At 72.9% G+C, this 12,077-nt stretch carries 9 protein-coding genes; 1 reads left to right on the top strand and 8 read right to left on the bottom strand.

Annotated elements, in window-relative coordinates; genetic code table 11:
* Positions 1-3: 3 nt before the first annotated feature.
* The 8 genes from IO24_RS0115170 to IO24_RS0115135 all read right to left on the bottom strand — a co-directional run bounded on the left by IO24_RS0115170 (position 4) and on the right by IO24_RS0115135 (position 10,513).
* Positions 4-606 (bottom strand): DinB family protein, encoded by a 603-nt coding sequence (locus tag IO24_RS0115170; RefSeq protein WP_031135976.1) that lies wholly within the window; start codon positions 604-606, stop codon positions 4-6.
* A gap of 127 nt (positions 607-733) precedes the next feature.
* Entirely contained in the window at positions 734-1,711 is a 978-nt protein-coding gene (locus IO24_RS0115165; protein WP_031135974.1) for an EamA family transporter, read from the bottom strand.
* Positions 1,712-1,871: 160 nt separating this feature from the next.
* Positions 1,872-3,005, bottom strand: coding sequence for a lipid II:glycine glycyltransferase FemX (locus IO24_RS0115160; protein ID WP_031135972.1), 1,134 nt, complete (start codon positions 3,003-3,005; stop codon positions 1,872-1,874).
* 111 nt (positions 3,006-3,116) lie between these two features.
* Positions 3,117-6,044, bottom strand: coding sequence for an FAD-binding and (Fe-S)-binding domain-containing protein (locus IO24_RS0115155; RefSeq protein ID WP_037667878.1), 2,928 nt, complete (start codon positions 6,042-6,044; stop codon positions 3,117-3,119).
* Between the two features lie 60 nt (positions 6,045-6,104).
* Entirely contained in the window at positions 6,105-6,947 is an 843-nt protein-coding gene (locus IO24_RS0115150) for a carbohydrate ABC transporter permease (RefSeq protein WP_031135968.1), read from the bottom strand.
* Positions 6,948-6,954: 7 nt separating this feature from the next.
* Positions 6,955-7,947 (bottom strand): carbohydrate ABC transporter permease, encoded by a 993-nt coding sequence (locus IO24_RS0115145; protein ID WP_031135967.1) that lies wholly within the window; start codon positions 7,945-7,947, stop codon positions 6,955-6,957.
* 94 nt (positions 7,948-8,041) lie between these two features.
* Positions 8,042-9,385, bottom strand: a complete 1,344-nt coding sequence (locus tag IO24_RS0115140) for an ABC transporter substrate-binding protein (RefSeq protein WP_031135966.1) — start codon at positions 9,383-9,385, stop codon at positions 8,042-8,044.
* Positions 9,386-9,493: 108 nt separating this feature from the next.
* Complete coding sequence (locus tag IO24_RS0115135) at positions 9,494-10,513, bottom strand: LacI family DNA-binding transcriptional regulator (RefSeq protein WP_031135964.1); 1,020 nt, start codon at positions 10,511-10,513, stop codon at positions 9,494-9,496.
* 209 nt (positions 10,514-10,722) lie between these two features.
* Between IO24_RS0115135 and IO24_RS0115130 the strand changes: the two genes are divergently transcribed.
* Positions 10,723-12,072, top strand: coding sequence for a glycoside hydrolase family protein (locus tag IO24_RS0115130; RefSeq protein ID WP_031135962.1), 1,350 nt, complete (start codon positions 10,723-10,725; stop codon positions 12,070-12,072).
* Positions 12,073-12,077 lie beyond the last annotated feature (5 nt).

The following is a 12,077-nucleotide window of genomic DNA, read 5'->3' as shown; positions in this document are numbered from 1 at the left end:
GGCTCAGCCGGCCCTGCCCGCTTCTCTCGCCGCCTCCTCCAGCCGGTGCCGATGGGCTTCCCACATGGCCCGGTCGCCCGGGGGCATGCTGTCCTTGCCCCGCGTCAGGCCGACCGACCCGTCGATGAGTTCGCGCACGATGTCGGCGTGGCCGGCGTGACGGCTGGTGTCGGCGATCACGCGCACCAGGAGGTGGTGCAGCGTGGTCTCGCGCCGCTCCTCGGGCCACCAGGGGACGCGGCCGGTCGCGTCCAGCGGCAGCGCCGCGATCGTGCCGTCCGCGTGCGCCCACGCCCGGCGGTACAGCCCGGCGATGTCCTCGCGCGACTCGTCCGGGGTGGCCCACATGTCGGCGTTGGGCTCGGCGTCCCGCGTGTACCACCAGGGCGGTGGGTTCTCGTCGAAGAATGGCCGGCCGAAGGTGTCGCCGAAGTACCCCAGCTCCACCCCCGCGGTGTGCTTGACCAGCCCCAAAAGATTGGTGCCGGTCGGTGTCAGGGGGCGGCGGACGTCGTACTCCGAGAGCCCGTCGAGCTTCCACAACAGGGCGTCACGCGCGTCCTGGAGATAGCGGAGCAGGTCGGCCTTCGGATCCGGTGCGGTCATGCGGGCAGTCTGGCACCCGGCACTGACAACCGGGCCGGACCGGGACGGCGGCCGCTTCCCGCCCGGAGGCCGCTTCCCGCGCGGGGGCCGCTTCCCGCCCGGAGGCCGCTTCCCGCGCGGGGGCCGGTCAGCCCTCCAGGCCCGTGCCCTCCAGCGCCACCGTCTTCTTGCGTCCGCCGCCCACCTGTGTGCGCACCGCCCCCATGCTCGCCGCGACGACGAGGGCGATCGCGGCGGCCTCGGAAGCGTTCAGGGCCTGGTCGAGGATGAGGAAGCCGGCCGTCGCGGCGATGGCCGGTTCGAGGCTCATCAGGACCGCGAAGGTGGAGGCGGGCAGGCGGCGCAGGGCGAGGAGTTCGAGCGTGTAGGGCAGCACCGAGGAGAGCAGGGCCACCGCCGCGCCCAGGCCCAGTGTCACCGGGTCGAGCAGCTTCGTGCCCGACTCGGCGATGCCCAGGGGCAGGAACAGCACCGCTCCCACCGCCATGGCCAGGGCCAGCCCGTCGGCCTGCGGGAAGCGGCGGCCCGTACGGGCGCTGAAGACGATGTAGGCCGCCCACATGGCGCCGGCACCCAGGGCGAAGGCCGCTCCTGTGGGGTCGAGGCCGCTGAAGCCTCCCCCGCCGAGGAGGAAGACACCGGCGAGGGCCAGCGCCGCCCAGACGACGTTGATCGCGCGGCGGGAGGCGAAGACCGAGAGGGCGAGCGGGCCGAGGACCTCCAGGGTCACCGCGGGGCCCAACGGGATGCGCGCGACGGCCTGGTAGAAGAGGCCGTTCATGGCGGCCATCGTGATGCCGAAGACGACGACCGTGCCCCAGTCGGTGCGCGAGTGGCCGCGCAGCCGCGGACGGCAGACCAGGAGCAGGACGACGGCCGCGACCAGCAGGCGCAGCGCCACCACCCCGAGGGCACCGGCCCTGGGCATCAGCGTCACGGCCAGGGCGCCGCCGAACTGCACGGAGATCCCGCCCGCGAGCACCAGGCCCACGGGCCCGAGGGAACCGAGCCGGCCCGGGCCGGCGGCCGGCGCGGTGGCGTCGGCGGTCACGGTCGCGGTCGCGGTCGCGGTCGGGGACGAGGTGGCGGTCTCCGGCGTGGTCACGGGCGGGTCCTGTACTCGAGGTCGGTGTCCGGGTGGTGCGTGTGTGCGGTGCGTGCACCCGGATGCACTCAACGTACAGCCGGATGCACTGCACAGTCCAGGGTAATGGACTCCGTCAGGTGCGTGAACCCTTTTTGCCTCTGTCTCGGGCTGTGAGACGTCAGCGGCGGGAAAGGTAGAGGTCGAACGCCTTGTGGAGCAGCCGGTTGAGCGGGTAGTCCCATTCGCCGAGGTACTCCACGGCCTCACCGCCGGTGCCCACCTTGAAGCGGAGCAGTCCCAGCAGGTGGCTGGACTCCTCCAGGGTGTCGGTGATGCCGCGCAGGTCGTAGACGGCGGCCCCGAGTTCGTGCGCGTCGGTCATCATCCGCCACTGCAGGGCGCTGCTCGGCTGGACCTCGCGGCGGCGGCTGGTGGAGGCGCCGTAGGAGTACCAGACGTGGTCGCCGACGGTCAGCATGGTGGCCGCGGCGAGCACCTCGCCGTCGTGGGAGGCGAGGTAGAGCCGCATCCGGTCCGGGTGTTCGGCGGTCAGCGCGGTCCACATGCGCTGGAAGTACGGCAGCGGGCGCGGGACGAAGCGGTCCCGCTCGGCGGTCTCGCCGTACAGCTCGTGGAAGGCCGGCAGGTCCTCCAGGTCGCCGCGGACGACCTTCACCCCGGCCTTCTCCGCCTTCTTGATGTTGCGCCGCCACTGCTGGTTCAGGCCGTCGTGGATGTCCTCCAGCGAGCGTCCGGCGAACGGCACCTGGAAGACGTACCGGGGCTGGCCCGCGGCGAAGCCCTCCTCGCCGCCGGGTGCGGTCTGCCGCCAGCCCATGCGGCGCAGGCTGTCCGCGACCTGGCCGGCGCGGGGTTCGTACGACGTCGCCCGCACGTCGCGCAGCCGCCGGGCGGCCGGGTCCGCGATCGCCGCCTTGACCGTCTCGGCGCTCCAGCGGCGCACCACGACCGGCGGACCCATCCGCACCGCGAAGGCGCCCCGCCGTCTCAGGTGCGCGAGCATCGGCTCCAGCAGACGGTCGAGGCCGGGCTCGTGCCAGTCGATCAGCGGGCCCTCGGGGAGATAGGCGAGGTAGCGCGGCAGCCCGGGCACCCGCGGCCCGGGCAGCGGGCGCAGCAGCACCAGTCCCACGCCGACGAGCTGCCCGCCGCCGAACCAGCCGAGGCTCTCCGCCCGCCAGTCGGGCTTCACCTCACCCCAGGAGGGGATCTGGGTGTGGCTGGCGGAGCGGCGGGCCGTGACGAACGCGAGGTGCTCGTCACGGGTGATCGGCTGGACGCGGACGCTCATGCGCGGGCTCCTTCGAGCAGCGGGCGGTGCCTGGTTCCGCGAGCCTAGGAGCGGCCCCCGCCCTCCCCCGGCTCAGACACTCGGGTCCGCCCGTGCCGTGGCCCGAACGCCTCACCCGCTCCCTCGCCGGCGGTCCCCGTCCGGCGCCTCGTCCACCGCCTCGTCCAGCGCCTCGGCCAGGACCTCCGCCAGATGCCTGCCCCGGACGCCCGCCAGCTGCTCCAGCTGGGTGCGGCAGGAGAAGCCGTCCGCGAGGACCACCGTGCCGTCCGGGGCGTCCCGTACGGACGGCAGGAGCTGTTCCTCCGCGCAGGCGGTGGACACCTCGTAGTGGCCCTTCTCGAAGCCGAAGTTCCCGGCGAGGCCGCAGCAGCCGCCGCTCAGTTCGCCGGTGATCAGGGCCGCTTCCCGCAGCCGGCGGTCGGCGGCGTCGCCGAGCACCGCGTGCTGGTGGCAGTGGGTCTGCCCGGCCGCCGGGCGGTCCACGCGCGGCGGCGTCCAGCCGGGGGCGTGGCGCTCCAGCGTCTCCGCGAAGGTGAGGACCCGCGCCGCGAGCCGGGCCGCGCGCGGGTCGTCGTGCAGCAGCTCGGGGACGTCCGTGCGCAGGGCCGCGGCGCAGCTCGGTTCCAGGACCACGACCGGGGCGCCGGTCTCCAGCACCGGTTCCATCAGGTCGAGCGTGCGGCGCATGACGGCCCGGGCGCGGTCCAGCTGGCCCGTCGAGACGTACGTCAGCCCGCAGCAGACCCGGCCCCGGCCGCGCAGCAGGGACAGCGGGTCCAGGGCGACCGTCCTGCCGTCGCCCACGGGCGGTTTCGCCAGGTGCACGGTCGGCGGCAGCGCCACCCGCAGCCCGGCCGCCTCCAGCACCCGTACGGCGGCCTGTCCCACGGCCGGCGAGAGGTGCTCGGTGAACGTGTCGGGCCACAGGACGACCAAGTCTCCCCGCGGGGCGGGGCGGGGCGGCCTCCGCCGCTCCCACCACCGGCTGAACGTCCGCGGGGCCACCCGCGGAATCTCCCGCTCGGGCGCGAGACCGCCCAGCCGCTTGGCCGCCCATGCGAAGGGCCGTACCGCGGACAGCGCGTTGACCAGCCGCGCCGTGCGCGTGCGGGCCACCGCCCGGAGCCACACCGGCAGCCGGCCCATCACGTGGTGCGCGGCGGGCCGGCGGCGCCCCGCGTAGTGGTGATGCAGGAACTCCGCCTTGTACGTGGCCATGTCGACCCCGACCGGGCAGTCCGACCGGCAGCCCTTGCAGGACAGGCACAGGTCCAGCGCGTCCCGGACCTCCTCCGAGCGCCAGCCGTCCGTCACCACCTCACCGGCGAGCATCTCGTGCAGCAGCCGGGCACGCCCGCGCGTGGAGTGCTCCTCCGCGCCTGTCGCCCGGAAGGACGGGCACATGACGCCCGAGCCGGACACCGATGCCGTACGGCACTTGGCGACGCCCACGCAGCGCCGCACCGCCGCCGTGAAGTCGCCGCCGTCGGCGGGGTAGCCGAAGGCCACGTCGACCGGTTCGCGGGGCAGGACGGAGAAGCGCAGGCCGGTGTCGAGCGGCGCGGGGCGGACGAGCATCCCGGGGTTGAGCAGGTCGTCCGGGTCCCACACCCCCTTCACCCGCTCGAACAGGCCCACCGTCTCGGCCCCGTACATCTTCGGCAGCAGTTCCGCCCGCGCCTGCCCGTCCCCGTGCTCCCCGGACAGCGATCCGCCGTGCGCCACCACCAGCTCCGCGAGCTCCTCCGAGAAGCGGCGGAAACGGGCGACACCGGGCGGCGTCAGCAGGTCGAAGTCGATACGGACGTGGATGCAGCCGTCCCCGAAGTGCCCGTACGGCGTGCCGCGCAGCCCGTGCGCCGCCATCAGGGCCCGGAAGTCCCGCAGATACGCGCCGAGCCGGGCGGGCGGCACCGCGCAGTCCTCCCAGCCCGGCCAGGCCTCGGTGCCGTCGGGCATCCGCGTCGCCGTCCCGCTCGCGTCCTCCCGGATCCGCCACAGCGCGCGCTGCCCGGCCGGGTCGGTCACCACGAACGCGTCCACGACGTCGGCGGCCCGCACGACCGCCTCCGCACGCGCGCGTGCCTCCGCGGCCGACTCCCCGCCGGTCTCCACGAACAGCCAGGCGCCGCCCCGCGGCAGCGCGGCCGGGGACGGCACGAGGTCCGCCGCCATGCCCTCCACCGTCAGCGGACGGTACGGCAGCAGCCCGGCCGCCGCCTCGGCAGCCACGCTCTCGTCGGCGTACGCCAGCACGGCCAGGGCACGCGCTCGGGGCGCCTCGACCAGGCGTACGACCGCCTCCGTCAGCACGCCGAGCGTGCCCTCGGAGCCGCAGAAGGAGCGGGCCACGTCGGCGCCGCGCTCGGGCAGCAGGGCGTCGAGCGCGTAGCCGGAGATGCGGCGGGGCAGCTCCGGGAAGCCGGTGCGCAGCAGGGCCGCTTCGCCCTCCACCAGTGCACGCAGCCCGTCCGGCCCCCCTGTCCAGTGCCGCCCGAGCCGCAGGCGCTCACCGCGCGCGGTGACGACGTCCAGCTCCCGGACACTGTCCGCGGTCGTCCCCCACGCCACGGAGTGCGAGCCGCACGAGTTGTTGCCGATCATGCCGCCGAGCGTGCACCGGCTGTGCGTGGACGGATCCGGCCCGAACCGCAGCCCGTGCGGCGCGGCGGCCTCCTGGAGCCGGTCCAGCACCAGCCCCGGCTGCACGACGGCGGTGCGGCTCTCCGGGTCGAGCGACACGAGCCGGTTCATGTGCCGGGTGAAGTCCAGCACCACGCCCGTGCCCGTCGCCTGCCCGGCGATCGACGTGCCGCCGCCTCTCGCGACGACCGGGACCCCCCGCTCCCGGCACACCTCCAGGACGGCCGCCACGTCATCGGCGTCATGCGGAGCGACCACGCCCAGCGGCACCCGCCGGTAGTTGGAGGCGTCCATGGTGACCAGCGCCCGGGAGGTGACGTCGAAACCCACGTCACCCCGGACGACCCGGCGCAGCTCCGCCTCAAGGGCAGCCAGACCCCCGACATCCGTCATGCGTCCAGCATGCACCCGGCCACTGACAGTGACGGACCGGGGCGCCGCCCCCTCGATGGGTCAGCCCTTGACGGCGGAGCTGGCCACGCCCTCGACGAACCAGCGCTGGAAGAACGCGAAGACGATCAGCACGGGCAGCACCAGCAGCACGCCGAAGGCGAGGATCTGGCCCCAGTCCGGGGGCTGCTGGCCCTGGAAGACGCTCATCTCCAGCGGCAGGGGGCGCACGGACGGGTCGGACACCATCAGCACCGGCCACAGGAAGGAGCCCCACTGGATGAGGAAGGTGAGGATCGCGACCGAGGCGAACACCGGCCTGGACATCGGCACGATGATCGCGAAGAAGGTGCGCCAGGGCCCGGCGCCGTCCAGCCGCGCCGCCTCCTCGATGCTCGGCGGGATCTTCTTGAAGAACGTGTGGAACTGGTAGATCGCGAAGGCGTTGGCGACGAACGGCAGGGCCTGGATGAACAGGGTGTTGCGCTGGCCGTTGAACATGTAGAACAGCGGCACCGCCACCGACTCGAACGGGATCAGCATCAGCAGCAGCACCAGGGTGAACACGGCGTTCTGCCCCCGCCACTTCAGCCGCGTCAGCCCGTAGGCCGCCATCGAGTTGACGATCAGCCCGCCGGTGACCACCACGAACGACAGCAGCACCGACACGCCCATGAACTGCCAGAAGTAGCCGGTGCTGTCGGAGTTCAGGCTGTCCAGGACGGCTGCGTAGTTGTCGAAGGAGAGGTGGGTGGGCAGGAAGCCGGACAGGCCGTTCAGGACCTCGTCCGACGGCTTGAGGCTGCCGAGGAAGAGGTAGAGCGCGGGGAGGGCGAAGACGAACGCCAGGACGCTCAGGACGGTGTAGTCGAGGACGCGGCGTACGGGCGCAGGGGTGATGGCCATGGTGGAGTCACTCCTCGTGGTCGGGCCGGACGACGCGGCGCTGGACGATGGTCAGGGCGACGACGATCAGGAAGAACACCACCGTGACGGCCGAGGCCTGGCCGATGTTGTTCTGGTCGAAGGCCGTGGTGACGGCCTGGTACATCACCGTCCGGGTGGCGTCCTCGTCCAGGCCGCCGCCGCGGATGAGGATGTACACCTGGTCGAAGACCCGGAAGGACAGCACCGAGGTCAGCATCGCCACGAACACGAGGGTGCCGCGGATGCCGGGCAGGGTGACGTGCCGGAACTGCTGCCAGCGGGAGGCCCGGTCCAGCTGGGCGGCCTCGTAGAGCTCGCCCGGGATCTGCTGGAGACCGGCCAGCAGGATGACCATCTGGAAGCCGACGCCCTGCCACACCGACAGCACGATGATCGAGCCCATCGCGGTGAGGCCGTCGCCGAGCCAGTCGAAGGCACCCCAGTTGCCGAAACTCACCGTGTCCAGCAAAGAGTTGAGCAGGCCCTGCTCGCTGCGGGCGAGGATGAGCCGCCAGATCACGGCGACCAGCGCCATCGGGAAGACCACCGGCATGAAGAAGAAGGACCGGAACAGGCCGATGGCCTTCAGCTTGCGGTTGAGCAGGATCGCCAGCGCCAGCGCCAGACCCGTCTGGAGCGGTACGACGACGGCGGCGAAGGTCAGGTTGTTCAGCAGCGCCCGCAGGAACGGGCCGGACAGATCGGGGTCGGTGAACAGCCGCCGGTAGTGCTCCACGCCGAAGAAGGCGGGCTCCAGCGGCGAGCCGAGGCGAACGTTGTAGAAGGAGAGCACCACGGCGTAGCCGAACGGGATGCCGACGAAGGCGATCAGCCCGCCGACGGCGGGGGCGGCCATCAGCAGCCCGTGCAGCCGGTCGCGGTTGCCGCGCGCCGGACGCGCGGGCTTCGCGGAGGGCGCGGACGAGGCGGCCTGCGCCCGGCCAGGGGCCGCGGGGTGCGCGGGTTCCACGGTTTTCACGACAGGGTCCTCTTCCCGGCCGGGCGGGCTCGGTCGATACGCGGCTGCGTCGCCACGTCGACGGCGGCCCGCCCGGGCCGATACGTCCTGCGGGTTACGGGATCTCGTAGCCGGCGTTGTCGGTGAAGTCCCGGTCGATGGCGCGGGCGGCCTTCTGCAGGGCTTCCTTGGGGTCGGCGCCGCCGTAGATCGAGTTCAGGGCCGTGTTGAACTTGGCGGTGACCGTGGGGTATCCGGCGGTCACCGGGCGGGTGACGGCGACGCAGGAGGCACTGATGTCGCTGTCGCCGCACGGCTTGGCCAGCTGGTCGGCGAAGAGCTGGAGCGGGCCGCCCTTCTTGTACAGCTCGCTCTTGGCGAGGGCGGACCTGGTCGCGGGGACCGCGCCGTTGGCCTTGGTCATCGCGCCGATGTTGGTGTCGTTCAGCAGGTAGTCCAGGAAGACGCCCGCGGCCTTGCCGTTCTTGCTGTCGGCGCCGATGCCCCAGGCCCACGATCCCTGGCCGGTCTTGGGGCCGTTGCCGAAGTCCGGCAGCGGCAGGACGACGAGGTCGTCACCGAGCGCCTCGCTGTACGCGGGGTAGTTCCAGTGGCCGACCCAGCTCAGCGCCACCTTGCCCTTGGCGAAGGCGTTGCCGTCGGTGTTGGGGTCGACGTACGTCTTCCAGGACTGGAAGGTCTTGAACGCGGAGACGACCTTCGGGCTGTCGAGGGCGCCCTCCGCCTTGCCGTCCTTCAGCAGGCCGCCGCCGGCCGACCAGACGATCGGGGAGAAGCCGAAGGTGCCCCACTCGGTGGCCAGGCCGTACTGCTCCGATATGTCGAGGACCTTGCCGTCGGAGTCCTTGCCCTTCAGCGCCCGAAGCGCCTTGCCGAACTCCTCGGCCGTCCAGGCGTCGTCCGCGCTCGTCGGGTACTTCACGCCGGCCGCGTCCAGCAGCTTCTTGTTGGCGTACATACCGAGGCCGGCGTCGAACATGCCCAGGCCGTAGTGCTTGCCGTCGATCTCGCCCTGCGCCTTGATCGCGTCGGTGGCGTTGTCGAGGGTCTTGGCGGAGACGTGGCCGTCGACCGGGGCGAGCTTGCCGTTGTAGACGAAGTTGGCCATCGTCGGGCCGTCGAACTCGAGCACGTCCGGCAGTTCGGAGGCGTCGGTGGTGGTGATGGTCTTGGTGTAGTCGTTCTCGGGGATCAGCTTCAGCTCGGCCTTGACGGCGCTCTGCGAGGAGTTGAAGGACTTCACCGCGTTCTGCAGCGCGGCCGTCTCGTTCGCCTGTCCCTGGTGGGCCCAGACGCTGATGGTGCCCTTGCCGCTGCCCTGTTCGGCGGCGGTGTCGCCGCCGCCCCCGCCTCCGCCACAGGCGGCCAGTGCGGCCAGGGGCAGCAGGGCGAGGGCCGTCAGGCCCGTACGACGGTGTCTTGCGTTACCAGTGATCATGGTGGTGCCTCCGTGCGGGGTGGGCGCGTGGCTGCGCGGACGGTGGGGAGGGAGCCGGGGACGGGCTGGAGCGGCGTCCCGGTGGCGGGCGGAGAAGGGCGGACGGTGCTACCGCTGCCGGCCGGTGTGCGGCGGAGCGGTGGTCTCGCGGAGGATGAAACGGATGGGCATCTCGACGGGGCGCGGCGACACGGCGTCCCGTCCGTCCAGACGCACCAGGAGCAGCCGGGCCGCCTCCCGGCCCTGGGCCGCGACCGGCTGGGCCACGGTGGTCAGCCCGACCACCTCGGACAGCTCGTGATCGTCGAAGCCGACCACGGACACGTCCTCCGGAACCCTCAGCCGGTGCCGGCGCAGGGCGCGCAGCGCGCCCATCGCCATCTCGTCGGACTGGGCGAACACGGCGGTCGGCGGATGGCGCAGCGCCAGCAGCTCGGTCATGGCCCGCTCACCGCCCTCGACCGTGTAACCGCCGTCGGCTTCCAGGGCGGGGTCGAGCTCGATCCCGGCGTCGGCCAGCACGTCCAGGTAGCCCTGCCGGCGGTCGAGGGGCGTGGTCCAGTGCAGCGGCTCGCTGGCGCCGGAGATCATGCCGATCCGCCGGTGGCCCAGGTTCACCAGATGCCGTACGGCGCTCTCCGCCCCGCCCCGGTCATCGATGCCGACCACCGTGAACCCGGGCCGGGCGCCGCCGACCGTGGTCGCCAGCGGCACACCGAGGGAGCACAGGGCGGCGGCCTCCTCCGGGTCCGGGATCAGCAGGGACAGCACGGCGTCGACCCGCTTGCGGATCGGCAGCTTGGTGAAGAAGCGCTTGCGTGCCTCCGGTGAGCCGAGGTTGTACAGCAGGACGTCGTAGCCGGCGGCGCTGAAGACCTTCTCGGCCGCGTCCAGCACCGTGCCGAAGAACCAGCGGCCGACGTACGGGACGACGACGCCGATGGTGTAGGTGCGTCCGCTGGCCAGGCTGGACGCCGAGCGCGATGCGGTGTAGCCCAGCTCGGCGGCGGCCTGGACGATCCGGGCCCGCATCTCCTCCGACACCCCGGGACGGCCGCGCAGGGCGCGGGACACGGTGGAGGCCGAGACCCCGGTGGCCTCGGCGACATCGGTGATGCTGACCGTCACGGGACGCTCCTTGATCGGGTGCACGCCGCGTGCCCGGGGGCCCGGAGAACACGTCGGTGTGAGGGGGAGTGACGAGACCGTAAACCCGCCCACCCTGTTGCGCAAGCGTTTGCGTTCATATGTACTTCGACTGACTCCCAGAGGAACTTCCCCCAGCAAGATCACAGCGCACGCGTTTGAGTGCCGCTGTCGGCAGACAGGACCTGTCCATGCGATACGCGCCGCCCGGCCTCTGCGTGAACGACTTCGACCTTCTGCGCCACGCGGACGGCACCTACACCGCGCTGCACCTGCAGGGCCCGTGGACGGCCGAGTTCGACCACCTGCGCATGGAGACCTCCTACGGCCGGGCCACCTCCTCCGACCTGGTCCACTGGGAGCCGCAGGGCACGGCCTTCGGCAACGGCCTTCCGGGCCGCTTCGACCAGCAGGCGGTGTGGACCATGCACGCCTTCCCGCACGGCGACGGCATGGCGATGCTCTACACGGCCGTCTCCGGACTCACCCCCGGCGGCTGGCCCCTGCAGTCGGTCGGCCTGGCCCACTCCGACCGCACCGACGGCACCGGCTGGCGGCGCCACGGCGCGGGGCCGGTCGTCGAGGCCGACGGGCGCTGGTACCGCACGGGCGAACGCATGGGCTGGCGCGACCCCTTCGTCGTACGCGACGACGAGTCCGACGGCTGGGTCATGGTGGTCTGCGCCGCCGACGTCTCCCTGCCCGTCGAGGTCAGCGGCTGCGTCGCCTGGGCCACCTCCGACGACCTGGAGCACTGGACCGTCCACCCGCCGCTGATCTCCCCCGGCGACGTCGACGAACTGGAGTGCCCGGTCCTGGAACGCCTCGACGACGGCGGCTGGCTGCTGCTCGGCTCCGTCGGCGCCACCCGGGGCTTCGAGGCGTGGACCGCGCCGCGCCTGCGCGGCCCGTGGACCCGCCGCGGTCCGCTCGGCCCGACGGGCGCGTACGCCCCGCGCGTCGTCACGGCCCCCGACGGCGCCCGCGTCGTGCTGCACACCACCCCGCGCCGCGTCGGCCTCACCGACACCGGCGAGCGCTGCCGCGGCATGCTCGCCCAGCCCAAGTCCCTCGTCATACCGCAGGACGCGGCGCCCCGCCTGGAATGGTGGCCGGGTCTGGACCGCCGGCTCGGCGAGGAGACGTACGACGCCCCCCTGCACGCGGTCGGGGACGTCGGCATCTCCGGCCGCACCGAGATCACCCTGCGCACGCATGTCTCCGACCGGGACCGGCCCGCGCTCACGGTCGGCTGCGACGGCAAGAACCTCCGGGTCACCGGCCCGGACGGCAACGTGCTCGGGGAGACCCTCCTGCCGGAACCCGCCGCCGCACTGCGCATCCTGACCATCGGTGAGTATGTCGAGGTCTACGCCGACGGCGTCTTCGTCCTCACCACCCTGTGCTACTCCGGCCGCCCCGCCCCCTGGACGGCCACCACCGAGGGCGGAGCCCGCCCCGTCGCCGTCCGCCCCCTCCGGCTGCCGAACCCGCACCGCGACGACGCCTCGGCCGTCTGGCCCGGCCCGGCGCCGCACTGATCGGC

The sequence above is a fragment of the Streptomyces flavovariabilis genome (assembly GCF_000725785.1).
GTDB lineage: Bacteria > Actinomycetota > Actinomycetes > Streptomycetales > Streptomycetaceae > Streptomyces > Streptomyces hawaiiensis.
Note: the sequence above shows the minus strand (reverse complement) of the source record. Positions and strands in the feature narration are given on the sequence as shown.

Excerpts from the sequence above, each read along its gene's own strand:
- IO24_RS0115140 (WP_031135966.1), bottom strand. The coding sequence starts at position 9,385 with ATGATCACTGGTAACGCAAGACACCGTCGTACGGGCCTGACGGCCCTC.
- IO24_RS0115160 (WP_031135972.1), bottom strand. The coding sequence starts at position 3,005 with ATGAGCGTCCGCGTCCAGCCGATCACCCGTGACGAGCACCTCGCGTTC.
- IO24_RS0115130 (WP_031135962.1), top strand. The coding sequence starts at position 10,723 with ATGCGATACGCGCCGCCCGGCCTCTGCGTGAACGACTTCGACCTTCTG.
- IO24_RS0115170 (WP_031135976.1), bottom strand. The coding sequence starts at position 606 with ATGACCGCACCGGATCCGAAGGCCGACCTGCTCCGCTATCTCCAGGAC.
- IO24_RS0115150 (WP_031135968.1), bottom strand. The coding sequence starts at position 6,947 with ATGGCCATCACCCCTGCGCCCGTACGCCGCGTCCTCGACTACACCGTC.
- IO24_RS0115155 (WP_037667878.1), bottom strand. The coding sequence starts at position 6,044 with ATGACGGATGTCGGGGGTCTGGCTGCCCTTGAGGCGGAGCTGCGCCGG.